Below are 23,472 nucleotides of genomic sequence, written 5' to 3'. Positions count from 1 at the left end.
AGATCCATGAGTGCCATCGCCTTCCTTGCCGCCGACCCTGATGGCTATGCCCTCATTGACCTCCGCGACCAGCTCACTGGCAACTCGCTGCAGCCGGTCTCCTCTGTTTCCCGCGAAGAGCTGGCTGGCTTTGTCGCTGAAACCGAGGCACGGCATTCGCCCCGCTGGGCCATGCTCCGCACCACCCCATGGATGCAGCCTCTCGCGGCAGCCGGGGTTTTCCTGGCTAAGGCCTACATTCTCTCCTTGGCGCAGCGCATCCTGCACCGTTCCCCGCTGAGCACGAAGCCGCTCGATGACTTCAACCTTGAACAGCCAACCCAGGGCAGGGAATGGGCCAACCAGGATGCGCTCTTCTCCGCACCTGTCACCGGCGAGTCGCTGGCCGAGCTGATCGCCATGTACCTTGCCCAACGCGACGCACTGCCGCAAGAACCCGATGCCCGCCGTCGGCTGGAATTATTGATCCATGCAGAATCGGTAGGCGCCGTGATTGCTTGCGAGATGGAAGAGGCCGGCTTGCCGTGGGATGAAGCCGGACACCGCGCCCTGCTGCGCGAGCAATTGGGCGAACGCGTTTCCGACTACGGACGACCTCCCAAGCTGGCTGCCAAGGCCCAGCAGCTGGCTGAGGCGTTGGGCAGTCCCGGGCTCAATCCCGATTCGCCGCAGGAAATGCTGCGCGCCCTGCACAAGGCCGGCTTCGCAGTGGGTTCGGTGCGGGCATGGGAACTTGAGCAGATCAAGCATCCGCTGATTACCGAGGTCCTCGAATACAAGAAGCTCTCCCGCCTTGCCAGCACCCACGGCGATGCCTGGCTGGATCAATGGGTGGAAAATGGCAGGTTCCATCCGCACTACGTGCTGGGAACCGTCATTTCAGGACGCTGGGCGGCATCAGGCGGCGGTGCGCTCCAATTGCCGCATTCCATCCGGCAGGTCGTTCGCGCCCCGGCGGGGTCGACCTTTGTGGTGGCCGACGGCAGGCAGCTGGAACCGCGCATCCTGGCGGCAATTTCCCATGACCAGCAGCTGCAAAAGGCTGGCCAGCAAGACGACCTGTACCAGTGGCTGCTGGATGCCAAGCTTGTCGCCTCGCGCGATGAAGCCAAACTGGGCATGCTCTCGGTCATCTATGGCGGAGGTGGCGGTGCTTCGGGCAGCGTCGGCGCGGCGCTGACCCGCAGCTTTCCCACTGCCATGCGTTTTGTCGAACAGGCGGCGCAGGCTGGCGAACAGGGTGGAGGCGTGCGCAGTTTCCTTGGCCGCGGCTGCCCTCCCGCAGATGAGCAGTGGCTGCAGGCGCAGCGGGCCACCAGCGATGAGGCATCGCAGCGGGCCGCTGACTCCGCGGCGCGGGCCCGTGGCCGGTTCACCAGGAATTTTGTCGTGCAGGCTACCGCGGCCGAGTGGGCCTTGGTGTGGATGGGCCACGCGCGGCACCTGATCCATCAGGCTGGGTGGAGCCGCAGCTGCCGCCAGGTGTTCTTCGTCCATGACGAAATTGTCTTCGAATGCCCCACCGAATTGGCTGGGCAGCTGCAGGAGCTGATCCGCCACGCGGCGATGCTCGCCGGACGCTCGCTGTTCGGCCAGGCCTCGCCGCGTTTCCCGGTCAGTGTTGCGATTTCAGGGAATTACGCGGACGCGAAATAGCGGGCCTCAGGCCATGCGCAGTTCGCGCCGATTATCCCACGGACGGGTCCACCCCAGCTCGTTGAACAGACGGTCCAGCACGATCGCGGTGAAGCCCCAGATGATCCGGTCTTCGAAATCGAAGGCCGGGGACTTGAATTTCCGCGTGCCGCGATGCACAACCCCAGTCAAGCGGTTCTTCGGATCCAGCAGGTGCGCCACCGGGGCGCGGAATACCCCAGCGCTTTCTTCCGGGTCCGCCGGATACACCTCTGATTCGGTATGCCACCACCCGAGCACCGGGGTGACCAGGAAGTTCGACACCGGCAGCTCTGTTTCCCCCAAGGTACCCAGCACTTCGATGCCGGCGGTATCCACGCCGGTTTCTTCCCATGCCTCGCGCAGAGCGGCGCTGGCAACGCTCGGATCCTCCTGGTCGATGCCGCCGCCGGGGAAAGCGATCTGCCCGGCATGCTTGCGCAGGGTCGCTGCCCGCTCCACGAACAACAGGTCCAGGTCGTCCATCTGGGACTGCGGTTCCAGCGCCGCCTCGCCGGCCGCGCCGAACAGGATCAGCACCGCGGCCCGGCGCGCGGCTCCGAGCTCCATCTCGTTCATCACCCATTCGTTGGGCAGCCGCTGCGTTGCCCCGACCTGCGCCGTATGGCGGGCGATGACTTGTTCCAATTCCAAGCGTGCGCTCATGCGTCCAATCCGTATCCTTCAGCCCTCAGCTCGCGGCGAGTTGCTCCGGCGATCATTTTCGCCAGCAGCTCTTCCCGTCCTGGTGCAAGCTCATACTTGAGCAACGCTTTCGCCTTGGCCGGTATTTCCTCGCCGATGCCGAAGGACGGGCACAGCTTGGCGATGACGCAGGCTCCGCAGGCGGGCTTGCGGGCGTGGCAGACGCGCCGGCCATGGAATACCACCCGGTGGCTGAGCATCGTCCAGTCGCGTTTCTCGAATAATTCCCCCACCGCGTGCTCGACCTTCACCGGGTCGGTTTCAGCGGTCCAGCCCAGGCGGTTGGCCAGCCGCCCGAAATGGGTGTCCACGGTGATTCCGGGAACGCCAAAGGCATTGCCCAACACGACGTTGGCGGTTTTGCGTCCCACTCCGGGAAGCTTCACCAGCTCGTCGAGCTTGGCTGGCACGTCGCCGTCGAAGCGTTCCACCAGCGCAGCGGATAGCCCGAGCAGGGAATCGGCCTTGGCGCGGAAGAAGCCGGTGGGGCGGATCAGCTGCTCAAGCTCGGCACGCTCGGCTTGGCTCATTGCGAGGGCGTCGGGGAAACGGGCGAAGAGCGCTGGGGTTATGGCATTGACCCGCACATCGGTGGTCTGCGCCGAGAGCACGGTGGCTACCAGCAGTTCGAAGGGATTCTCGAAGTCCAGCTCGGGCACCGCGTAGGGATAGGCCTGTGCCAGTTCCCGGTTGATCTTGCGAGCCCGGCGCTTCAGCCCCAGCTCGGTTTCATTCTCAAGTTTCTTCGCCACGCTTTAGATCGTGTCATGAGCGCGCAGGGTTTTCACCCCGGGACACTGCCCAGGCATGCTGTTCATCGCGTTCAATCCACCGTTTGGCGCACAGATTACCCGATTTCCGCTATCGCAGTGACACAAAGCACATCTTCATCCTCAGAGGCTGTAACTTTGATCACAGAGAAACATTTGTGACTACGTGGAAGGACGCGAACACAGTGAGTGATTCGAAAACCCTGGACAACCTGTCGACCGAGACCCGCTCCTTTGCCCCAAGCAAGGACTTCAGTGATCAAGCCATCGCCACGCAGGCCCGTTACGACGCAGCCAAGGAAGACCGCTTGGGCTACTGGGCGGACCAGGCCCGCCAGGTACTGGCCTGGGACACCGATTTCACCGAAACCCTCGACTGGTCTGAAGCGCCGGTTGCCAAGTGGTTTGTCGGCGGCAAGCTCAACGCGGCCTATAACGCACTGGACCGCCATGTGGAGAACGGCCGGGGCGACCGCGTGGCCATCTACTTCGAAGGCGAGCCGGGCGATACCCGCAGCTACACCTATGCGCAGCTGACCGAGGAGGTCAAGAAGGCCGCCAACGCCTTCGGGTCCCTGGGCGTGGCCAAGGGCGACCGCGTGGCCGTCTACCTACCGATGATCCCCGAAGCGGTGATCACCATGCTGGCCTGCGCCCGCATCGGCGCCATCCACTCGGTGGTCTTCGGCGGCTTCTCCGCCGACGCGCTGCGCAGCCGCATCGATGACGCCGACGCCAAGCTCGTGGTCACCGCCGATGGCACCTGGCGCCGCGGCAAGCCGAGCCCGCTGAAGCCTGCAGTGGATGCCGCCCTGGAAGCACCGGGGCACACCGTGGAAAACGTGCTGGTGGTCAAGCGCAACGGCGAACCTACCGAATTCGGCGCGCTGGACAAGTGGTGGGATGACGTGGTCGGCAACGCCGCCACTGAGCACACCGCGGTGGCCCACGACTCCGAGCACCCGCTGTTCGTGCTCTACACCTCCGGCACCACCGGCAAGCCCAAGGGCATCGTGCATACCACCGGCGGCTTCCTCACGCAGACCGCGGTCACCCACCGCGACACCTTCGATTTGCACCCGGAAACCGATGTCTTCTGGTGCACCGCAGACATCGGCTGGGTCACCGGCCACTCCTACGTCACCTACGCGCCGCTGGTCAACGGCGCCACCCAGGTGATCTACGAAGGCACCCCGGACACCCCGCACCAGGGCCGCTGGTGGGAGATCGTGGAGAAGTACGGCGTCACCATCCTGTACACCGCGCCGACCGCCATCCGCACCTTCATGAAGTGGGGCCGGGAGATCCCGGACGGCTATGACCTGTCGAGCTTGCGCGTGCTCGGTTCGGTGGGCGAACCGATCAACCCGGAAGCCTGGATGTGGTATCGCGATGTCGTCGGCTCCAACAATGGCAAGAACGGCGAGAAGAAGGAGCATCCGGCCCCGATCGTGGACACCTGGTGGCAGACCGAAACCGGTGCGCACATGATCGCGCCGCTGCCGGGCGTCACCGCCACCAAGCCGGGTTCTGCCCAGGTGGCTGTGCCGGGCATCGCCATTGACGTGGTGGACGAGGCCGGCGAATCCGTGGCCGACGGCGAAGGCGGCTTCCTGGTCATCCGTGAACCATGGCCGGCCATGCTGCGCGGCATCTGGGGCGACATGGAACGCTACAAGGACACCTACTGGTCCCGCTTCGAGAACATGTACTTCGCCGGCGACGGCGCGAAGAAGGATGACGACGGCGACATCTGGTTGCTGGGCCGCGTGGATGATGTGATGAACGTGTCCGGCCACCGCCTGTCCACCACCGAGATCGAGTCTTCGCTGGTCGCCCACCCGTACGTGGCCGAAGCCGCGGTGGTCGGCGCGAAGGACGAGACCACCGGCGAGGCAGTGGTCGCGTTCGTGATCCTGCAGACCGAGCCTGCCGAGGGCGAGGATGTCGTGGCGACCCTGCGCAACCACGTGGGCAAGGACATCGGTCCGATCGCCAAGCCGAAGCATGTGCTGGTGGTTCCCGAGCTGCCCAAGACCCGCTCGGGCAAGATCATGCGCCGCCTGCTCAAGGACGTGGCCGAAGGCCGCGAGGTCGGCGATGCCACCACGCTCTCGGATTCGACGGTCATGAGCCAGATCGCGCAGTCCATGGGCAAGTAGCCGCTGCACGCACTGCCGAAAGAAGCCGCCGTTCTGCCGCACCGCTGGTGCGGCAGAACGGCGGCTTCTTGTATTACGGAGCCAGCGCAACGACGCTGGATTATGCCTGCAGTGTAATAGATTTGGGTTCATGACTGAGAACGCATCGAACACCATCTTGCTGCTCAACGGCCCCAATCTGAATCTGCTAGGCACTCGGGAGCCGGAAATCTATGGCCACGACACGCTGGCCGATGTCGAGCAGCTGGCCCGTGACACCGCCGCCGCCTACGGCCTGGAGGTGCGTGCGGTGCAGTCCAACCACGAGGGCGTGCTCATCGACGCGATCCACGAGGCCCGCACGACCGCGGCCGGCATCATCATGAATCCTGGCGCCTTCACCCATACTTCGGTAGCGCTGGCCGATGCGATCAGCGGCGTGCAGCTGCCGGCCATCGAGGTGCACATCTCCAATGTGCACAAGCGCGAGGCCTTCCGCCACCATTCCTATATCTCGCCGGTAGCCAGCTCGATCATCATCGGTGCGGGCGTGCATGGCTACAAGCTTGCGGTGCAGCAGCTCGCTCATTTGCTCGGCAAGTAGCCGCAGGCATCAGCCGGAAACGCAGTCGCCGGTCTTGATGCTGGTGCGCCGCTGGCTGCCAAGTTCCAAGGCTTGCTCGATCTCTTCGAGACTCAGGGCGAAGCCCACCTCGTCATCGCTGCGGGATTTGGCGAAGATCAGACCCACCACGTCGCCGGATTCATCCAGCAGCGGTCCGCCGGAATTGCCCTGCGCCACTTCCGCGGTGAGCTGGTAGACCGAAATCCGCGACGGGTCTTCGCCATAGATGTTGGCGATGGAGACGAAGGCGCGCGAGGCGATCAGCGCTCCGCGGATCTGCTGCGGTCCGCCCGCCGGGTGGCCGACGAATGTTGCCGGGTCGCCACGCATCAGGTCCTCGGCGGCCAGGTCGATGGGCTCTGCCTGCAGTCCCTCGACATAAAGCAGCGCGATGTCGGCCTGCGGGTCGAAATAAACTACCTTTCCGCGGTGAACTTCGTCACCGCCGACCTCCACGGTTGCAGCACTCAATCCTGCCACCACGTGTGCATTCGTCATGACCAATTCGTGGTCGACAACGAAGCCCGAACCGGTCAGGTTCACGCCGCATTGCACGGCGGTGCCGGAGATCTTGGCCGCCGATTGCGCGGCTGCCAGCTGCAGGTCGTTGGCGGCCCATTCGGTGTCCACTGGCGCCTGCACCGGAGGGGCGAAAGGCTCCAGGAACGCGGGCAGGGTTTCAGCGATCACCTTGGAGCGTGCGGTGGATATGGCCGCATCGACAAACTCGGGTGTCAGGCCGCGAATCGTGTCGATCATCTTGGACTTGCTGATCTCCAGCGAAAGCCTCGGGATACCCATGCTTGCCGTGGAAAAGGCCAAGCCACCAATGATTGTTGCGGTGATGAACACCGACAGCACGCCACCGGCGATGCGGTCTGCGGCACGCAGGAAATCGACATTCATCCAGTGCCTGATCCGGGTCGCGATCACCCGTCCCAGCGCTTGGCCGAGGATGATCAGCACCGCTGCGGTGGCGATCATCAGTCCGACACGCCACCAGGGGTTCGTGGCAAAAGTGGAGACCAACGGGATCGCGAAGAATGCGGCGACGCCACCGACGAGCAGGCCGAGCATGTCGCCAACTGTCAGCAGGAAACCTCGGCGAACTCCAACGATGAAGAACATCAGCAATACAGCGCAGATGACTACATCGAGCCAGCTGAAAATTCCCAGCACCCAGACCCCAGTTCATTCATAAAGTTCGTATAGACCCAAGGTACCCTTAGAAGCTGATGGATTTCTGCGAGCAGATTCGCGAGTTTTAGTCGAATGTGCGTGATTTTCAACATTTTCTTGGTTAAACCACGTGTGGAAACTGTCACATTGTTACCGAATACGGCACAATGAAGTAAGCGCCTACTACTGTTGACAGGAGATTTAATGGATATCGAGGTACTGCGTCGCGCGCCACTGTTTGCGTCGCTTGGTGATGAAGTTTTCGCCGCGCTAACCGAAGAATTGACCGAGGTTGATCTGTCCCGCGGTGCATCGGTGTTCCGTGAAGGCGATCAGGGTGACCGTCTGTACTTCATCGTTTCTGGCAAGATCAAGCTCGGCCGCACCTCTTCGGATGGTCGCGAGAACCTGATTGCTGTTCTTGGCCCGGGCGAACTGTTTGGCGAAATGGCCTTGTTCGATCCACACCCACGCAACGCTACCGCCACCGCCGTGTCGGAGACCCGCCTGGCTGGCCTGAGCCACGAGAACATGCGCAAGGCTATCCTGAACTCCCCTGAGGTCTCGATCCAGCTGCTGCAGGCTCTGGCTGCACGTCTGCGTCGCACCAATGAGTCCCTGGCCGATCTGGTCTTCTCTGACGTTCCTGGCCGCGTTGCCAAGGCGCTGCTGGACCTGGCTGACCGTTTCGGCCGCCCGGCTACCGACGGCATCCTGGTTGCCCACGAACTGACTCAGGAAGAGCTGGCTCAGCTGGTTGGTGCTTCCCGCGAAACCGTGAACAAGGCTCTGGCCGAGTTCGTCCAGCGCGGCTGGCTGCGCCTGGAAGCACGCGCCGTCGTGATCCTGGACATCCAGCGCCTGCGCCAGCGTTCGCGCTAAAGCACGACAAAGCATTTCAGGCCGAAAATCCTCAGAAGATTTTCGGCCTGTTGTGTTTTAAGCAGTGTGCTCAGTGCCCGGCAGTGGTCTGCCACGGCCGGGAGGACTCGGCGCTGATGGATCCCAGGACTTCCAGGTAGTAGATTCCATCGCGCACCAGCAGATCCGGATGCTTGAGGTTCAGCGATCGCGCCCGCGAGAGGTAGGCGATCACTCCGTTGGCTTCCGCCATGGCTTCCAGGATCATTTCCACCGCCGGGTAGCTGATCTCCGAGAGCGTGAGGTTCACCGTGTTGGGTTGGCCAATGCTGTCCCCCAGCTCGCTGGTGCCGCGCTTTGCCAAGATGTCTCCGGCAGCAGACCAACGTCCCCATTTTCCTTTGCCACGCAGCAATGAGGCTTCCTGGCGGTTCGGCACGGTGGCGGTGAAGTACCAGGTGTCGAAGCGGCGCAGGGCAAAGTTCGGATTGAGCCAGTGAGATACAGGACGCAGAAGGTCGGTACGCAAACCGAGTCCGCGGCGGCGCAGGAATTCGTCAAAGGCAAGATCTTGTCCGGCGATGGCTTCACGGGCGGTCATCCAGTCTTCGGCATCGGTCATTTCAACGACGGATTGCTCGTCTGTTCCGGCCAGCAGGATCCCGGTCTCTTCGAAGAGCTCGCGAATGGCGCAAACAAGATAGGCCTGGACCAGCTGCTGATCCAGCAAGTCCATGCGCTTGGACCACTGGGACAGGCTCGGGCCGAACCATTGGTAGGTGGCACGGTCGCTCGTCTCATGGCTGCCGCCCGGGAAGGCTACGTTGCCCAGAGGAGAGCCCCCAGGGCGATAAGTCAGGTAGGTTTCCACACCGTGGGAGGAATCCCTCACAAGGCACACAGAGGACGCTCGCCGCGGGGTACGCGGGGTGCGCGAACCGAAAGAGAACCAGTTTTCGGCGGTGGCAATCTGATGCGGCGGCAGGTCGAAGAGCCGTCGAACCATGCCGCTGCGCGGTCCCGACGGGAAAGCCCGTCGGGACCGCGCAGCGGGAAACTGGCCTGAATTACTCAAATTCGGCGATGACCTCAACCTCGACAGGTGCATCCAGCGGCAGTACGGCTACGCCGACGGCCGAACGTGCATGCAGGCCTGCATCGCCGAGAACTTCGCCGAAGAATTCGGAGGCTCCGTTGATGACTCCTGGCTGTCCGGTGAAGTCCGGTGCCGACGACACGAAACCGACAACCTTCACGATGCGCTTAATGCGATCTAGATCACCAATTTCCGCCTTGATGGCTGCCAGCGCGTTGAGCGCGGCGGTCTGTGCCTGGGCCTTTGCTTCCTCGGCTGAAACTTCGGCGCCAACCTTTCCAACCGCTGTGAGTTCACCCTTAATCAACGGAAGCTGACCGGAGGTGTAAACGTAGTTGCCGGAAGTAACGGCAGGCAGGTACGCCGCAACCGGTTTTGCCACGGCTGGCAAGGCATGGCCAAGCTCGGCCAGGCGAGCCTCGACACGCGAGGAAGTAGCTTCTTGCATGGGATTTCTCCTTCAGTAGATGTTGTTGCCCGTTAGACTTTCGGACGCTTCATGTAGGCCACTGGAGATGAGCCATTGGGGCCAGGAACGACGGTTACCAGCTCCCAGCCGTCATCACCCCACTGGTCCAAAATCTGCTTCGTAGCGTGAATCAAAAGCGGCAAAGTGGCGTATTCCCATTTAGTCATACTCGATACGTTAGCGCGTCCTTGTAAACTAGTGGGTATGGCAGCCAAGAAGTCCCCCTTTTTTGATACAGCTACCACTCTGGGAAAAGTCGTTGCATTCTTCGGAATCAGTGCCCTGTGTGGTGTGCTCGCAGCAGGCATGCTCGTGCCCATTGCAGCTATCGCTAAAACCGGTTTGACCACTGGTAACAACATCGTCAGCGCGCTCCCGAGCTCGTTCGAGAAGCTCCCTATCCCGGAGCCTTCCACGATCCTTGACGCGGATGGCAAGACGATTGCGACCTTCTACCAGCAAAATCGCCAGCCTGTGAAGCTAGATGACATCTCGCCGAACATGCGCAAGGCGATCATCTCGGTGGAAGACGAGCGTTTCTACGAGCACAAGGGCATCGACCCCAAGGGCATCGCCCGTGCAGTTGTCGGCAACCTCACCTCCTCGAGCCGCTCTGGCGCTTCCACCTTGACCCAGCAGTACGTCAACAACCTGCTGGTGAACAACCAGGTGCTCACTGGTTCGGAAGAATCCACCGTCTCCGGCCAGAAGGATTATGCGGACAAGATCCGCGAACTGAAGTACGCGGTGGCTATCGAAAAGGAAATGTCCAAGGACGAGATCCTGGAGGGCTACCTGAACCTGGTCCTCCTCTCGGGTCGCGAGTATGGCGTGCAGGCTGCCGCTCAGCGCTTCTATTCGGTCGACGCCAAGGACTTGAACTTGCAGCAGTCTGCCATGCTTGCCGGCATGGTCCAGCTGCCTAACGTCTACAACCCGATCAACAACCCTGAGCGTTCCATCGATCGCCGCAACAAGGTGCTGGGCAACATGTACCGCACCGGCGCGATCACCAAGAAGGAATACGACCAGGCAGTCAAGTCGGATCTTGAACTGGATCCGAGCATCTCGCCTTCCGGCTGCACCGCGGCCAAGGAAAATGCCTACTTCTGCGACTACGTCACCAACTTGATCCTTGCCGATGACACCTATGGCAAGACCAAGGAAGATCGCGAAAACCTGCTGTACCGCGGGGGCCTGACTGTCAAGACCACCCTGAACAGCAAGCTGAACAAGAAGGCTGCCAAGGACGCTGCGAAGGCCATTGACCCAGATGCCAAGTCCAACACTGACATCTACTCCTCCATCGTTTCGGTCGAGCCGGGCACCGGCAAGATCCTGACCATGGCGCAGAACACCACCTACGGTCCGGAAATCAAGAACTCGGGCAAGAACACCTACTACAACTTCGCAGTACCACGTGCGCTCGGCGGTGCTGGCGGCTTCCAGGGCGGTTCGACCATGAAGCCGTACACCACGCTGGGTTGGCTTGCTGAAGGCAACCGCATGTACGAGAAGATCAATGCCAAGAAGCAGCACTTCACTGCCGGCAACAAGTGGAAGGCCTCCTGCCTGCCCGGCGGCACCACCTACACCGCTGACTGGACCCCGAAGAACGCTTCCCCCGGCTTCTACCGCTCGATGACTGTGGACACCGGCCTGTACTGGTCGATTAACACCGCGACCGTCCAGGAAGCGTACAAGACCGACCTGTGCACCATCGCCGACTACACCAAGAAATTGGGGCTGCTCGATCATGGTGCCAAGGGCGGACCAGCTCCAATCAGCCCAGCAAACCCGTCGTTCATCCTGGGCGCTGCAGAAATCACCCCGCTGTCCCAGGCTGCAGCCTTTGCGGCGTTCGCCAACAAGGGCGAGTACTGCGAACCACGCGCCATCACCGGTGTATCCGACAAGGACGGCAACGAATACAAGGTCAAGAAGGAGACCTGCTCCCAGCAGGTCGACCCGACCTACATCGCCGACCTGAACGGCACGCTGCAGAAGATCGCCACCAAGCGCGTGTCCAAGGGGCGGGTCGACGGTCCGATCGCCGGCAAGACCGGTACCAACGACTACGCCACCTCGACCTGGTTCGTCGGCTACACCACCGGCATTTCCACCGCTGCTTGGGTAGGCCGCCTGGAAGGCAAGGCCGCAACCGAAAAGAACGAGATGCACGGTGCGATGATCAACGACGAAAAGGCGCCATGGATGGTCGACTCCTCGACCTACGCCGCCCCGCTCTGGGTCGACTTCATGGAAGAGGCTGTGCACGAATACGAGCGCAACAGCTTCGGTTCGGCCCGCCGCCAGCCGCCTCCACCAAAGCCGAAGGAAGAAGAGGATTCCAAGTCCGACTCGGATGAGAAGGACAATGACAAGGAAGAGTCGACGGACGATTCCAAGCCGAAGGAAGAATCCTCCTCGAAGCCTGACGCCCGCGACATTGGCCGGGGAAACGACAACGGCAATGGAAACGGAAACGGCAACGGAAACGGCAATAAGTCCGACGACTAGCCCGTGAGCTGCGAAGGCCGCGTTCAACTTTGGTTGAACGCGGCCTTCCGGTTTAGATTGGCATAGGAGAACTTCAGCTGAAGCGGCCTCAGGGCTTGAAAGGACGATGGCATAGAAGTCATGGTTGAACAGAATAATTTCGTTTCGGCGTTGCGCCATGCCAGTGGCACGGCGGCACTTGCCGCCAGCGGCGCCCTGGCCATCGGCGGCGCATTGGTGGGCTACGGCATGCTGGAGGCCCAGAAGTTCGGGCTGCGCCATGAGACGCTCAAGGTCCTGCCGCGCGGATACGGCGACATCAAGGTCCTGCACCTGTCGGACATCCACATGGTTCCGGGGCAGGAAGCCAAAACCCGGTGGCTGCGCAGCCTGGCAGATCTGGAGCCCGACTTCGTCATCAACACCGGCGACAACCTCAGCCACCGCAAGGGCGTACCGGCCCTGATCAAGGCGCTGGAACCGCTGATGGCTTTCCCCGGCGCGTTCGTTCCCGGCTCGAACTGCTATTACGCTCCGAAGCTGAAGAACCCGTTCAAGTACTTGGCTCCCTCAACCGGAACCCCCAGTCCAGCCTCCCGCGACAAGCTGCCGTTCGAAGAGATGCACCGTGCCTTCGGCAGCGCCGGCTGGATCAATATGTCCAACCGCGCGCATTCCACCGTGCTCAACGGCCTGCGCCTGGACCTTTCAGGAGTCGATGATCCGCACCTCGATCTCGACCACTTCGCGGGCTGGCCGCGCGGGTCCTCCTCCAGCAACCAGGCGCCCCACGTGCGGATCGCGCTCACCCACGCGCCCTACCAGCGGGTCCTGGACCAATTCACCGAGGCGCAGGCCGATGTCATTTTCGCCGGCCACACCCATGGCGGCCAGGTTTGCATCCCCGGGTACGGCGCATTGGTCTCCAACTGCGACCTGCCGACTTGGCGTGCCCGCGGCTTGACCGATTGGGACTACAACGGCAACACCGTTCCGTTGAATGTTTCCGCCGGCATCGGCACCTCGCGCTTCGCCCCGATCCGCTTCGCCTGCCCGCCGGAGGCCGTGCTGGTCACCCTGGCGGCCCGCGGCTAAAGCAGGAAATTCTTCCAGATCATCCCCGGTCTAGCACCTTGCTGGTGCTCGGCCGGGGATTATTAGCATCCATTGTGAAGCACTTCTTTCCCAAAGTGGCGCATTGATTGAATTATCCCAACTACTGCCGGTAGTCTGTAGCTCTGTCGAACTTCTGGATGAATGCGGGGTACCGTGGCTCAGGCTCAACCGAATGGATCCAATGATCCGGTCCCGCTCACTGCAACACTGAAGCGTCTCGCTCCCTTCGTCAAGCCGATCTTCCCTCGGCTCTTTTGCGGTTTCCTCTGCGCGCTCGGAGCAGGCATTGTCGCCCTGGCCATCCCACAGGTCCTCGCCTGGCTGGTGAACGTCGTGCTGCAGCGTGATGGAGCGGCCTCGGAAGTGTGGATTTCCGTCGGCATCATCGCCGCGCTGGGCTTCGTCGAAGCGCTGCTGATCTTCCTGCGCCGCCAATTCGTGCTGAACCCCGCAGCAGGCCTTGAAGCGCAGATGCGCATCCGCTTCTACAAGCACCTGCAACGCCTGCCTGTGGCATTTCACGAACGCTGGGGCTCGGGACAGCTGCTCTCCCGGTCCATGTCGGACCTGTCCCTCTTGCGCCGCTGGCTCGCCTTCGGCGCGATGATGCTGGTAGTTGAAACCGTCACCGTCGTCACCGGCCTGGTGCTAATGTTCACCCATTCGTGGATCCTGGGATTGCTCTACCTGCTGGGTTCCATCCCGATTGCCATCAAGGCCTACCGCTTCCGCAACGACTACCGGGCCGCCAGCCGGCGCAGCCAGGACCAGGCCGGCGACCTGGCCACCGCCGTGGAAGAATCCGTGCACGGCATCCGGGTCATCAAGGCTTTTGGCCGCGGGCCACACGTCTACGAGGGCTTCAACGCCCAGGCCAAGTCCCTGCAGGAAACCGAAATCACCAAGGCCAAGACGCTGGCCAGCTTCCTGCTCACCGTCGTAGCCGTCCCCGAAACCATTCTGGGCATCGGCTTGGTCATCGGCCTTGCCCAGGTCGCCAACGGCACGTTGAGCGTCGGCTCGCTGGTGGCCTATTTCGCGATCGCCGCGGTCATCGCCGGCCCCGTCGAAGGCATGGGCATGCTGCTGGGCATGACGCTGAGCACCAAAACTGCCCTGGACCGGCATTTCGAAGTGATGGATTCAATCAACGACATCGCCTCCCCCGCACAGCCGCAGATCCCGGCAGAACGCGATGGCAGCATGAAGCTGGAGCATGTGCGCTTCGCCTACCCTGATACCGCCGGCACCCACCGGCCGATCCTGGCCGACATCAATCTGGAAATCCGCCCCGGGGAAACCATGGCCCTGGTGGGCATCACCGGTTCGGGCAAGTCCACCTTGCTGAACCTGGTGCCGCGCCTGCACGAAGCCACCGCCGGCAAGGTGCTGGTCCATGGCCAGGACGTCAAGGACTGGGACCTTGAGCAGCTGCGAGCGGAAATCGCCGTGGCTTTCGAGGACACCACCTTGTTCTCCACCAGCATCCGCGGCAATGTGCTGCTCGGCGCACCGGAACACCTCGATGAGCGGCAGCGCGAAGCGCTGCTTGCAGAAGCATTGGACGTCGCCCAGGCGCAGTTCGCCTATGCCCTGCCCGACGGGGTGGACACCCTGATCGGCGAGGAGGGCCTTTCGCTCTCCGGCGGGCAACGCCAGCGCATCGCCCTGGCCCGTGCCATCGCGGCACGCCCGAGCGTCCTGGTCCTCGACGACCCGCTGTCGGCCCTGGATGTGCGCACCGAGGAACTGGTCACCGAGCGGCTGCGCGACGTGCTGGCCGGGACCACCACGCTGATCGTGGCGCATCGGCCCTCAACCGTGATGCTCGCCGACCGGGTCGCATTGCTGCGCGATGGCCGCATCGATGCGGTGGGCAGCCACACCCATCTGCTGAGCACCAATGAGCATTACCGTTTCGTCATCGCCAGCCTGGACGACGAAGAGCAGCCAGCCACCTCGGAGGTTTCCCGATGAGCAAGACCCTGGGCGTTGCCAATGAAGACGCCATCAAGCTCTCGGCGGCCGAACGCAAGGTCGTGCGCCAGCGCTCCTTCCGGCTGCTGGCCGCCCTGGCCATGCCGCAGAAGAAGCTTTTCATCCTCACCGTGGTTCTGGTGCTGGTATCCAATGCGGCGCGCGTGCTGCTACCGGTGCTGATCGCCTTCGCCATCGACTGGACCTTGCCGCAGGTGCGCGAAGGCAACTGGGGCGCATTGGGGTTGACCGGTGCCTGCTACATCCTCGGTGCGATCCTCAGCGGCGTGCTGCTCTCCTGGTACATCACCAGCGCGGCACGGATCTCCCAGGCGATGCTCTTGGATCTTCGCCAGCAGGTCTTCCGCCATACCCAGCGCTTGAGCCTCGAATTCCACGAGAACTACACTTCCGGGCGGATCATTTCCCGGCAGACCTCTGATCTGGAAACGCTGCGCGAACTGCTGGACCAGGGCGTTTCGGAACTAGCCTCCTCCTGCGTGTTCGTGGTTTTCACCCTGGCCTCGATTTTCTTCCTCGACTGGCGCAGCGGGCTGGTGGTCTGCGTGGCCGCCATCCCGGTCACGCTGCTGTTCTTCTGGTACCAGCGCCGCTCCGAGCTCCTGTACCGCGAATCCCGCGTGGTGTCGGCCAGGGTCATCTCCACTTTTGTGGAGACGATGACCGGCATCCGCGCGGTCAAGGCGTTCCGCCGCGAGGCAGCCAACGACGAGAACTACTCGGATCTCGCCGAGCAGTACCGGGTGAACTCGGTACGTTCCTTCAACCTCTTCGGCGTGCTGCAGCCCGGCCTGGTGCTGATCGGCAACCTGACGGTGGCCTCGCTGCTGGCCTACGGCGGGTTCCGCATCATCGACGGCACCATGCAGGTCGGCGCGATGGTGGCCATCCTGCTCGCATCCAAGCGCCTGTTCCAGCCAGTCGAGCAGATCGCGATGTTCTACTCCTCGCTGCAGTCGGCCACCGCCGCACTGGAGAAGGTTTCGGGATTGCTGGAGGAGGAACCGAGCGTGCGCGAGCCTGCTGCCCCGCGCAGCATCGGAAAGGTGGCCGGCGAGCTGGTCTTCAAGGACGCGGTTTTCGGCTACGGCGACGGCCCGGTGATCATGGAGGAATTCGACCTGCGGATCCCCGCCGGGCAAACAGTGGCAGTGGTGGGCCAGACCGGTGCCGGCAAGTCGACGCTGGCAAAGCTCATTGCCCGCTTCTACGACCTTCGTTCGGGCACCCTGGAACTGGATTCGGTGCCGATCAACGAACTGTCCAACAAGGAATTGCGCCAGCACGTCGTCATGGTCACCCAGGAGGCCTTCCTCTTCTCCGGCTCGGTCGCCGAGAATATCGCGCTGGGCCGTCCGGGTGCCTCGCTGGATCAGATCCAGGATGCGGCCCGCGCGGTCGGAGCCCACGAGTTCATCATGGACCTGCCCGAAGGCTATGACACCGACGTGAACAAGCGTGGCGGACGCGTCTCGGCCGGCCAGCGCCAGCTGATCTCCTTCGCCCGCGCCTTCCTGGCCGATCCTGCGGTGCTGATCCTGGATGAGGCCACGAGCTCCTTGGATATCCCTTCGGAACGGGCAGTGCAGCGCGGACTGCAGACCCTGCTGGGCAACCGCACCGCGCTGATCATCGCGCACCGCCTGTCGACCGTGCAGATCGCTGACCGGGTGCTGGTGGTCCACGACGGCAAGATCGCCGAGGACGGCACCCCGGCCCAGCTGATTGCCGATGACGGGCGCTTCGCGGCCCTGCACAAGGCATGGAAGGACTCGCTGGTGTAGCCTGGCGGCGGCTACTGCCTTCCAGCGTCAATCTCCCGGACATGGACGAGCACGATATCCCTGACCAGGTCGTCGGGCAACGGCGCGGCCGGAGTGAATCGGATTGCATGGACGGTCTTGCTGAAGCCAGCCAACCGGTCTTCCAGCTCCTCAATGGCCCAGCAGGATGGGTAGAAGCTCAGGTGCTTCTTCGACGCGGTGAAGTAAACCAAGGCACGCGGCTTGTACTTCAGTATGGGCATCGAATAGCTCATGGTTTCTTTGCTTCCGGAACCAGCTCCTTCACCAGGGCCCGAATCCTTTCGAGTTCCGCCCGGAAATCCGGTTCCAGCGCACCGAGATATTCTTCCACCGTTGCCGCTTTGCCAGCCATGCCTTGAGTCTAGCCACCCGTTTCCAACCGCCGCCAGATGGCTCGGCTTAAGCCCAGGACCCCGCACTGCCTTAATCGGCGGTACGGGGTCCTGTCGCTGGGCATCCGGGCTAGGCGTTGAAGGCCTGTCCGGTCAGCCGTTCATAGGCCTCGATGTAGCGGGCACGGGTCTTCTCGATGATCTCCGCTGGCAGCAGCGGCGGCTCTTCGCCCGAGTTCTTGTCCCAGCCCGATGCGGCCGAGGTCAGCCAATCGCGGACGAACTGCTTGTCGAAGCTGGCCTGCGCCTGGCCCGGTTGGTAGGTTTCGGCATCCCAGAAACGCGAGGAATCCGGGGTCAGCACCTCATCGCCCAGGGTGATCTCGCCAGTGGCCGGATCGGCACCGAATTCCACCTTGGTATCGGCCAGGATGATGCCGCGTGCGCGGGCGATCTTCTCTGCCTGCTCGTACAGGGCCACGGTCTTCTCGCGCAGCGCTTCGGCGACCTCGGTGCCCACGCGGTCCACGGTCTGCGCGAAGGAGATATTCTCGTCATGCTCCCCCACCTCGGCCTTCGCCGACGGGGTGAACAGCGCCGGCTCCAGGCGCGAACCATCCACCAGCCCCTCTGGCAGGGGCAGCTCGCACACGGTCTGCGAGACCTTGTATTCGGCCAGGCCCGAACCGGTCAGGTAGCCGCGGGCGATGCACTCGATCGGGTACATCCCAAGCTTCTTGCACACCATCGCGCGGCCGGCCACGGCGGCCGGCACATCGGTGGAGATCACATGGTTGGCGAAGCCGCCCAGTTGCTCGAACCACCAGAGGCTGAGCTGGGTGAGCACCTTGCCCTTGTCGGGGATCTCGCTGGAGAGCACGAAGTCGTAGGCGCTGATGCGGTCGGAGGCCACCACGAGGACCCGGTCGGTCTGCTCGAAACTGGCTCCTGCTGGCACGTACAGGTCGCGCACCTTGCCCGAGTAGAAATGGTCCCAACCTTCGAGGTCGAGCACTTCGGTCTGGAATCCTGCCATGAGTTCTGCTGTCCTCTACTTGCTGTCGTTGGCGATGACGATCTCGCCGCGTTCGGCCTTCAACGCAATGTCGGTGCGCGACTGGGCGCCATCCCAGCTGATCTCGGCGACCCCGGCGTAGGCGGCGGCGCGGGCCGCCGCCAGGCCATCGCCCAGACCCACCACTGCCAGCACACGGCCGCCGGAAACGATGGTGTTCCCGTCCGCATCGGCGGAGGTGCCTGCATGCATCACGTGCACGCCCTCGATCGCGTTGGCTGCGTCCAGGCCGGAGATCACCGCACCCTTGACCGGGGTGTCCGGGTAGTTCTCCGCGGCGATGACCACATCGACCGCGGTCTGCGCGGACCAGGTCAGCTGCTCGGCATCATCCAGCCGGCCCGTGGCGGCAGCCAGCAGCACCCCGCCCAGCGGCGTCTTCAGGCGTGCAAGCACAGCCTGGGTTTCCGGGTCGCCGAAGCGCGCGTTGAACTCGATCACGCGGATGCCGCGCTTGGTGATGGCCAGGCCGCAGTACAGCACGCCGGTGAACGGCGTGCCGCGCTTTTCCATTTCGCGCAGGGTCGGGTAGGCGACACGGTCCATGACCTCGTCGACGAAGTTCTCCGGCAGCCATTCCAGCGGCGAGTAGGCACCCATGCCTCCGGTATTCGGGCCTTCGTCATTGGCGAAGATGCGCTTGAAGTCCTGTGCCGGGGACAGCGGGACGGCATGCTTGCCATCGCAGATGACAAACAGGGACACTTCCGGGCCGTCGAGGAATTCCTCGATGACGACAGTGCCGCCGGCCGCGAAGCAGGCATCTGCATGCTCCAGTGCTTCTTCGCGATCGCTGGTGACCACCACTCCCTTGCCGGCGGCCAGGCCGTCGTCCTTGACCACGTACGGCGCACCGAAGTCATCCAGCGCATTGGCGGCTTCCTCGCGGGTCGCGGCCACATGGGCCATCGCGGTGGGAACCTCGGCGGCAGCCATGACATTCTTGGCGAAAGCCTTGGAGGCTTCGAGCTGCGCGGCGGCTTGGGTCGGGCCGAAGACCGGGATCTGCGCGGCGATCAGGGCATCGGCGACGCCCGCGGCCAGTGGCGCTTCGGGTCCGACAACCACCAGGTCGCTGCCCAGTTCCTGGGCCAGCGCGACGACTGCTGCAGGGTCCTGCGCGTCGATTGCGTGGGTGGTGACGTCCTGTGCGATACCGGCGTTGCCGGGGGCGCAATGAACTTCGTTGACATAGGGGTCTGCACTCAGTGCACGGACAATTGCATGTTCACGGCCGCCTGGGCCAATAACCAGTACCTTCACGCGGTCGAGTTTACCGGAGAATCCATGGGCCAACCGCGTCTATGACGCACGCATGGCCAGCGCCCAGCCCTGCACTCGAACGGCTGCCGGATCCCCGCACGCCGGGCGATTTCGCTTCCGGTACTGCACCTGAGCACCCTCGAAGCTGTCAGCTGGCGTTCGGCGAGCTGGACTAGAGTTGGCATGGCTGGATATACGGTTTTCCCGGATCCGCGGCAGGGATCCCGAACAGAGGAATATGACGTTTCTCTGTCATTGAGAGAAAGTGGAATCGACCCATGGCAATCAAACGGCGCGTTGATGAAACCGCTGGCCGCGCGGCCTTGCGAGAATGGTCCTCAACCGCGCGGGGGCAAGGAAAAACAGCCCGGCCCGTGCTCGCCATGGCAGTGCGGTTCTCGCTGGAGGAGCTGGCTTCCCGCGCCGAGGGCAATTCGGTCGAGGTGCGTGTTCCGCCCTTCGGTGTGACCCAGTGCATAGCCGGGCCTCGGCATGCCCGCGGAACTCCCCCGAATGTGGTCGAAATGCCTGCTGAACTCTGGCTTTCCTTGGCTACTGGCCGCATAGGTTGGGCCGAAGCCATGCAAACTGGGCAATTGCACGCTTCGGGACTTAGGGCAGACTTGTCAGCACACCTACCACTTATTGAGTACCCTTAAAGGCATGGAGCAACACCCCGCTACACCGTCGCCTGCCGATCAGGGCGTTGAAGTGCAAATTCACTCATCGCCCAAGTTCTGGCCATTCATTCTGACCTTCGCGGTCTTCGGCGCGCTAGTCGGCCTCATCATCGGCCTGCTTGGCGAACCGTCGCAGGAATACACCCGTGCCTCGGCCTCCGGATTCTTTGCAATCTTCGGCGCAGGCTTGGGCGTAGGCATCGGCGCACTGGCATATGTGATTGTTGACCGCGTGACCTCACGCAAAACCACCAAGCATCTGGCAGTTCCTCTGGCCGAGGACACTGACTCCAGCGGACAACAAGGCTAGGCAGCTTTTCTCCTGAATTAGAAGAGCAGGCGGCCGCGCACCTGGCCGCCACCCACCACATTCTTGGTCGGTGTCGACCAACCGGAACATGAGAGAATAACCAACATGGCGCGTGGCGATGGATTCTTAAATCACGACCTGCTTCCAAGCGACAAGGGCCCGCAGGATGAATGCGGCGTTTTCGGCGTTTGGGCTCCTGGCGAAGAGGTCGCAAAACTCACCTATTACGGCCTGTATGCCCTGCAGCACCGCGGACAGGAATCCGCCGGCATCGCCACGAGCGATGGCGCGCGCATCAACGTCTACAAGGACATGGGCCTGGTCTCCCAGGTATTCGACGAGAATACGCTGAACTCCATGACGGGCCAGCTGGCCATTGGCCACTGCCGCTACTCGACGACGGGTGCCAGCCACTGGGCCAATGCGCAGCCGACCCTGGGCCCGACCCGGACCGGCACCGTCGCGCTGGCCCACAACGGCAACCTGACCAACTCCGCCGACCTGGCCGACATGGTCTCTGCCAAGCAGCAGGCCGAAGGCGGCAAGGTGCGCGGCGAGCTCGCCCAGGGCAACACCACCGATACCGCTCTGGTCACCGCCCTGCTGGCTGGTTCCGAAGGCCAGAGCCTGGAGGACACCGCTCTGGAGCTGCTGCCGAAAATCGAAGGCGCTTTCTGCTTCGTCTTCATGAACGAGGACACCCTGTACGCGGCCCGCGACCCGCACGGCGTTCGCCCGCTGGTCCTGGGCCGCTTGGATCGCGGCTGGGTAGTTGCCTCCGAGCAGCCTGCACTGGCTACCGTCGGCGCCTCGTTCATCCGCGAAATCGAGCCAGGCGAAATGATCGCCATCGATGAGAACGGCGTGCGCTCCACCCGCTTTGCCGAGTCCACCCCCAAGGGCTGCGTCTTCGAGTATGTCTACCTGGCCCGCCCGGATGCCGCCATCGCCGGCCGCTCGATCTACGAATCCCGCGTGGAAATGGGCCGCCAGCTGGCCCGCGAGAACAGCGCGGAAGCGGACATCGTGATCCCGGTGCCGGAGTCCGGAACCCCGGCCGCCATCGGCTACGCCGAAGAATCCGGCATCCCGTTCACCCACGGCTTCGTGAAGAACGCCTACGTGGGCCGCACGTTCATCCAGCCGTCGCAGACCCTGCGCCAGCTGGGCATCAAGCTCAAGCTCAACGCCCTGGAAACAGTGCTGCGCGGCAAGCGCGTGGTCGTGGTCGACGATTCGATTGTCCGCGGCAACACCCAGCGTGCCGTGGTGCGCATGCTGCGCGAGGCCGGCGCCGCCGAGGTGCATGTGAAGATCTCCTCGCCGCCGGTGAAGTGGCCCTGCTTCTACGGCATCGACTTCGCCTCGCGGGCCGAGCTGATCGCCAACGGCGCGGCCGTGGACGAGATCGCCACCTCCATCGGCGCCGACTCGTTGGCCTACATTTCCGAAGACGGCATGATCGAAGCAACCCGCCAGCCGCGCGAACGGTTGTGCACCGCGTGCTTCACCGGTGACTACCCGATCGCCCTGCCGAATGAGGAGCGCCGCGGCAAGAACCTGCTGGAGCGCAGCAACCAGGCCGGCTGCGAGCCGGGCCCTGATGCCGAGTTCGAAATCAACAGCTAATCCCCTTCACGATCCCCAACCATCCCGTTGCAAAGGGTGCCGGAAGACGGCTCCCCGAACAGAAAAGGAACCGACTGCCATGAGCGGCAATGATCAGCAGCCAACTTCCATCACCTATGCCGGTGCCGGCGTTGACGTTGAGGCCGGTGACCGTGCCGTTGAGTTGATGAAGGGCGCGATCAAGGCAACCCACACCTCCGGTGTCGTGGGCGGGGTCGGCGGCTTCGCCGGGCTCTTCGACGTATCGTTCCTCACCGGCTACAAGAAGCCGTACCTGGCGACCTCCACCGACGGCGTGGGCACCAAGGTGGCCATCGCCCAGAAGCTGGACATCCACGACACCATCGGCCACGACCTGGTCGGCATGGTGGTTGATGACATCGTCGTGGTGGGTGCCAAGCCGCTGTTCATGACCGACTACATCGCCACCGGCAAGGTGGTCCCGGAGCGCATCGCGGACATCGTGCGCGGCATCGCCGAGGGCTGCAAGCTGGCCGGCACCGCGCTGGTCGGCGGCGAGACCGCCGAGCACCCGGGCCTGCTGGCCGAGGACGAGTACGACGTGGCGGGTGCCGCCACCGGTGTCATCGAGGCCGACCAGCTGCTCGGCCCGGAGCGCGTGCAGGCCGGCGACGTGGTCATCGGCATGGCCTCCTCCGGCATCCACTCCAACGGCTACTCGCTGGTGCGCCGCGTCATCGCCCACGCCAAGTGGGAGCTGGACCGCGAGGTCGCCGAGTTCGGCCGCACCCTGGGCGAGGAACTGCTGGTTCCGACCCGCATCTACACCACCGCCTGCCTTGATCTGGTCGGCGCGCTGAACGACGGCGAGAACTTCGGCGTGCACGGCTTCAGCCACGTCACCGGCGGCGGCCTGGCGGCCAACCTGGCCCGCGTGCTGCCCCGCGGCCTGATGGCCCGCGTGGACCGCTCCACTTGGGCGCTGCCAGCAGTCTTCTCCACCATCGCGCAGCTGGGCAACGTGCCGCAGCCTGATCTGGAGCGCACCCTGAACCTGGGCGTGGGCATGGTTGCTGTCGTTGATCCTGCCGTCGCTGATCGTGCAGTCGAGCTGCTGAACGCTGCGGGCATGGGCGCGTGGGTCATGGGCGGAGTCGAGAACATCGATCCGTCGGCTGCCGATGCCGGACTGGACTTCGTCCAGGGCGCCAAGGGCGTGGACGGCGGCGCAGTGCTGCTGACCGGCAACTACGCCAAGTAGGCCACCGAAAGCTCCTATAAACC

Annotated in this window: 22 protein-coding genes; 12 read left to right on the top strand and 10 right to left on the bottom strand. The window is 63.3% G+C overall.

Going from position 1 to position 23,472, the window contains the following annotated elements:
- Window positions 1–6 precede the first annotated feature (6 nt).
- Window positions 7–1,656 (top strand): bifunctional 3'-5' exonuclease/DNA polymerase, encoded by a 1,650-nt coding sequence (locus ANI01nite_RS14890; RefSeq protein ID WP_141358916.1) that lies wholly within the window; start codon window positions 7–9, stop codon window positions 1,654–1,656.
- 6 nt (window positions 1,657–1,662) lie between these two features.
- Here ANI01nite_RS14890 and ANI01nite_RS14885 read toward each other — a convergent pair whose 3' ends face one another.
- Both ANI01nite_RS14885 and nth read right to left on the bottom strand, forming a co-directional pair.
- Window positions 1,663–2,340: an NUDIX hydrolase gene (locus ANI01nite_RS14885; protein WP_141358914.1), complete on the bottom strand. Its 678-nt coding sequence runs from the start codon at window positions 2,338–2,340 to the stop codon at window positions 1,663–1,665.
- Window positions 2,337–3,131: an endonuclease III gene (gene nth / locus ANI01nite_RS14880; RefSeq protein ID WP_038991694.1), complete on the bottom strand. Its 795-nt coding sequence runs from the start codon at window positions 3,129–3,131 to the stop codon at window positions 2,337–2,339. The genes ANI01nite_RS14885 and nth overlap by 4 nt, the downstream gene beginning before the upstream one ends.
- A 203-nt stretch (window positions 3,132–3,334) precedes the next feature.
- On the opposite strand from nth, the gene acs reads away from it, so the two are divergent.
- Together acs and aroQ are read left to right on the top strand one after the other, a co-directional pair.
- Window positions 3,335–5,311, top strand: a complete 1,977-nt coding sequence (gene acs, locus ANI01nite_RS14875) for an acetate--CoA ligase (protein ID WP_141358912.1) — start codon at window positions 3,335–3,337, stop codon at window positions 5,309–5,311.
- Between the two features lie 130 nt (window positions 5,312–5,441).
- The gene (gene aroQ, locus ANI01nite_RS14870; protein WP_038991696.1) at window positions 5,442–5,894 is read left to right on the top strand and encodes a type II 3-dehydroquinate dehydratase; all 453 of its coding nucleotides are present in this window, start codon (window positions 5,442–5,444) and stop codon (window positions 5,892–5,894) included.
- Between the two features lie 9 nt (window positions 5,895–5,903).
- Here aroQ and ANI01nite_RS14865 read toward each other — a convergent pair whose 3' ends face one another.
- Entirely contained in the window at window positions 5,904–7,094 is a 1,191-nt protein-coding gene (locus tag ANI01nite_RS14865) for a MarP family serine protease (RefSeq protein WP_038991697.1), read from the bottom strand.
- 204 nt (window positions 7,095–7,298) lie between these two features.
- Here ANI01nite_RS14865 and ANI01nite_RS14860 point away from each other — a divergent pair, with 204 nt between their 5' ends.
- Complete coding sequence (locus tag ANI01nite_RS14860; protein ID WP_022874282.1) at window positions 7,299–7,976, top strand: Crp/Fnr family transcriptional regulator; 678 nt, start codon at window positions 7,299–7,301, stop codon at window positions 7,974–7,976.
- A 70-nt stretch (window positions 7,977–8,046) separates the two neighbouring features.
- Here the strand turns inward: ANI01nite_RS14860 and ANI01nite_RS14855 are convergent, their stop codons facing one another.
- The 3 genes from ANI01nite_RS14855 to sp36 form a co-directional block, all read right to left on the bottom strand.
- Complete coding sequence (locus tag ANI01nite_RS14855; protein ID WP_038991698.1) at window positions 8,047–8,961, bottom strand: NUDIX hydrolase; 915 nt, start codon at window positions 8,959–8,961, stop codon at window positions 8,047–8,049.
- 61 nt (window positions 8,962–9,022) lie between these two features.
- Window positions 9,023–9,499 (bottom strand): RidA family protein, encoded by a 477-nt coding sequence (locus ANI01nite_RS14850; protein WP_073705829.1) that lies wholly within the window; start codon window positions 9,497–9,499, stop codon window positions 9,023–9,025.
- 32 nt (window positions 9,500–9,531) lie between these two features.
- A complete protein-coding gene (gene sp36, locus ANI01nite_RS17270; protein ID WP_141358910.1) occupies window positions 9,532–9,687 on the bottom strand; it encodes a Sp36 family protein in 156 nt (51 codons plus the stop codon).
- Between the two features lie 139 nt (window positions 9,688–9,826).
- Here sp36 and ANI01nite_RS14840 point away from each other — a divergent pair, with 139 nt between their 5' ends.
- The 4 genes from ANI01nite_RS14840 (at window position 9,827) to ANI01nite_RS14825 (ending at window position 16,917) form a co-directional block, all read left to right on the top strand.
- A complete protein-coding gene (locus ANI01nite_RS14840) occupies window positions 9,827–12,040 on the top strand; it encodes a transglycosylase domain-containing protein (protein WP_255314567.1) in 2,214 nt (737 codons plus the stop codon).
- A gap of 120 nt (window positions 12,041–12,160) precedes the next feature.
- Window positions 12,161–13,114 carry a metallophosphoesterase gene (locus ANI01nite_RS14835; protein WP_073705827.1) on the top strand — a complete coding sequence of 318 codons (954 nt, stop codon included), beginning with the start codon at window positions 12,161–12,163 and terminating at the stop codon, window positions 13,112–13,114.
- Window positions 13,115–13,288: 174 nt separating this feature from the next.
- The gene (locus tag ANI01nite_RS14830) at window positions 13,289–15,112 is read left to right on the top strand and encodes an ABC transporter ATP-binding protein (protein WP_141358906.1); all 1,824 of its coding nucleotides are present in this window, start codon (window positions 13,289–13,291) and stop codon (window positions 15,110–15,112) included.
- Window positions 15,109–16,917, top strand: coding sequence for an ABC transporter ATP-binding protein (locus tag ANI01nite_RS14825; protein ID WP_141358904.1), 1,809 nt, complete (start codon window positions 15,109–15,111; stop codon window positions 16,915–16,917). Before ANI01nite_RS14830 ends, ANI01nite_RS14825 begins: the two co-directional genes overlap by 4 nt.
- A gap of 11 nt (window positions 16,918–16,928) precedes the next feature.
- Here the strand turns inward: ANI01nite_RS14825 and ANI01nite_RS14820 are convergent, their stop codons facing one another.
- The 4 genes from ANI01nite_RS14820 to purD form a co-directional block, all read right to left on the bottom strand.
- Window positions 16,929–17,171, bottom strand: coding sequence for an iron chaperone (locus ANI01nite_RS14820; RefSeq protein WP_141358902.1), 243 nt, complete (start codon window positions 17,169–17,171; stop codon window positions 16,929–16,931).
- A complete protein-coding gene (locus ANI01nite_RS17065; RefSeq protein ID WP_255314565.1) occupies window positions 17,168–17,290 on the bottom strand; it encodes a hypothetical protein in 123 nt (40 codons plus the stop codon). The genes ANI01nite_RS14820 and ANI01nite_RS17065 overlap by 4 nt, the downstream gene beginning before the upstream one ends.
- 110 nt (window positions 17,291–17,400) lie before the next feature.
- Window positions 17,401–18,306, bottom strand: a complete 906-nt coding sequence (locus ANI01nite_RS14815; RefSeq protein WP_141358900.1) for a phosphoribosylaminoimidazolesuccinocarboxamide synthase — start codon at window positions 18,304–18,306, stop codon at window positions 17,401–17,403.
- 15 nt (window positions 18,307–18,321) lie between these two features.
- Complete coding sequence (purD, locus tag ANI01nite_RS14810) at window positions 18,322–19,608, bottom strand: phosphoribosylamine--glycine ligase (protein ID WP_141358899.1); 1,287 nt, start codon at window positions 19,606–19,608, stop codon at window positions 18,322–18,324.
- Between the two features lie 278 nt (window positions 19,609–19,886).
- Here purD and ANI01nite_RS14805 point away from each other — a divergent pair, with 278 nt between their 5' ends.
- From ANI01nite_RS14805 to purM, 4 genes are all read left to right on the top strand, one after another.
- On the top strand, window positions 19,887–20,267 hold the full coding sequence (locus tag ANI01nite_RS14805) for a sterol carrier family protein (protein ID WP_141358897.1): 381 nt from the start codon (window positions 19,887–19,889) through the stop codon (window positions 20,265–20,267).
- A gap of 4 nt (window positions 20,268–20,271) precedes the next feature.
- Window positions 20,272–20,598, top strand: a complete 327-nt coding sequence (locus ANI01nite_RS14800; protein WP_141358895.1) for a hypothetical protein — start codon at window positions 20,272–20,274, stop codon at window positions 20,596–20,598.
- Between the two features lie 105 nt (window positions 20,599–20,703).
- Entirely contained in the window at window positions 20,704–22,227 is a 1,524-nt protein-coding gene (gene purF / locus ANI01nite_RS14795; RefSeq protein WP_073705820.1) for an amidophosphoribosyltransferase, read from the top strand.
- 79 nt (window positions 22,228–22,306) lie between these two features.
- Window positions 22,307–23,449 (top strand): phosphoribosylformylglycinamidine cyclo-ligase, encoded by a 1,143-nt coding sequence (gene purM / locus ANI01nite_RS14790; protein ID WP_141358893.1) that lies wholly within the window; start codon window positions 22,307–22,309, stop codon window positions 23,447–23,449.
- Window positions 23,450–23,472 lie beyond the last annotated feature (23 nt).

Source organism: Glutamicibacter nicotianae, from assembly GCF_006539525.1.
Classification (GTDB): domain Bacteria; phylum Actinomycetota; class Actinomycetes; order Actinomycetales; family Micrococcaceae; genus Glutamicibacter; species Glutamicibacter nicotianae.
Note: the sequence above shows the minus strand (reverse complement) of the source record. Positions and strands in the feature narration are given on the sequence as shown.

Excerpts from the sequence above, each read along its gene's own strand:
- ANI01nite_RS14890 (WP_141358916.1), top strand. The coding sequence starts at position 7 with ATGAGTGCCATCGCCTTCCTTGCCGCCGACCCTGATGGCTATGCCCTC.
- ANI01nite_RS14885 (WP_141358914.1), bottom strand. The coding sequence starts at position 2,340 with ATGAGCGCACGCTTGGAATTGGAACAAGTCATCGCCCGCCATACGGCG.
- aroQ (WP_038991696.1), top strand. The coding sequence starts at position 5,442 with ATGACTGAGAACGCATCGAACACCATCTTGCTGCTCAACGGCCCCAAT.
- ANI01nite_RS14860 (WP_022874282.1), top strand. The coding sequence starts at position 7,299 with ATGGATATCGAGGTACTGCGTCGCGCGCCACTGTTTGCGTCGCTTGGT.
- ANI01nite_RS14855 (WP_038991698.1), bottom strand. The coding sequence starts at position 8,961 with ATGGTTCGACGGCTCTTCGACCTGCCGCCGCATCAGATTGCCACCGCC.
- ANI01nite_RS14850 (WP_073705829.1), bottom strand. The coding sequence starts at position 9,499 with ATGCAAGAAGCTACTTCCTCGCGTGTCGAGGCTCGCCTGGCCGAGCTT.
- sp36 (WP_141358910.1), bottom strand. The coding sequence starts at position 9,687 with ATGACTAAATGGGAATACGCCACTTTGCCGCTTTTGATTCACGCTACG.
- ANI01nite_RS14840 (WP_255314567.1), top strand. The coding sequence starts at position 9,827 with ATGCTCGTGCCCATTGCAGCTATCGCTAAAACCGGTTTGACCACTGGT.
- ANI01nite_RS14835 (WP_073705827.1), top strand. The coding sequence starts at position 12,161 with ATGGTTGAACAGAATAATTTCGTTTCGGCGTTGCGCCATGCCAGTGGC.
- ANI01nite_RS14825 (WP_141358904.1), top strand. The coding sequence starts at position 15,109 with ATGAGCAAGACCCTGGGCGTTGCCAATGAAGACGCCATCAAGCTCTCG.
- ANI01nite_RS14820 (WP_141358902.1), bottom strand. The coding sequence starts at position 17,171 with ATGAGCTATTCGATGCCCATACTGAAGTACAAGCCGCGTGCCTTGGTT.
- ANI01nite_RS17065 (WP_255314565.1), bottom strand. The coding sequence starts at position 17,290 with ATGGCTGGCAAAGCGGCAACGGTGGAAGAATATCTCGGTGCGCTGGAA.
- ANI01nite_RS14815 (WP_141358900.1), bottom strand. The coding sequence starts at position 18,306 with ATGGCAGGATTCCAGACCGAAGTGCTCGACCTCGAAGGTTGGGACCAT.
- ANI01nite_RS14805 (WP_141358897.1), top strand. The coding sequence starts at position 19,887 with ATGGCAATCAAACGGCGCGTTGATGAAACCGCTGGCCGCGCGGCCTTG.
- ANI01nite_RS14800 (WP_141358895.1), top strand. The coding sequence starts at position 20,272 with ATGGAGCAACACCCCGCTACACCGTCGCCTGCCGATCAGGGCGTTGAA.
- purF (WP_073705820.1), top strand. The coding sequence starts at position 20,704 with ATGGCGCGTGGCGATGGATTCTTAAATCACGACCTGCTTCCAAGCGAC.
- purM (WP_141358893.1), top strand. The coding sequence starts at position 22,307 with ATGAGCGGCAATGATCAGCAGCCAACTTCCATCACCTATGCCGGTGCC.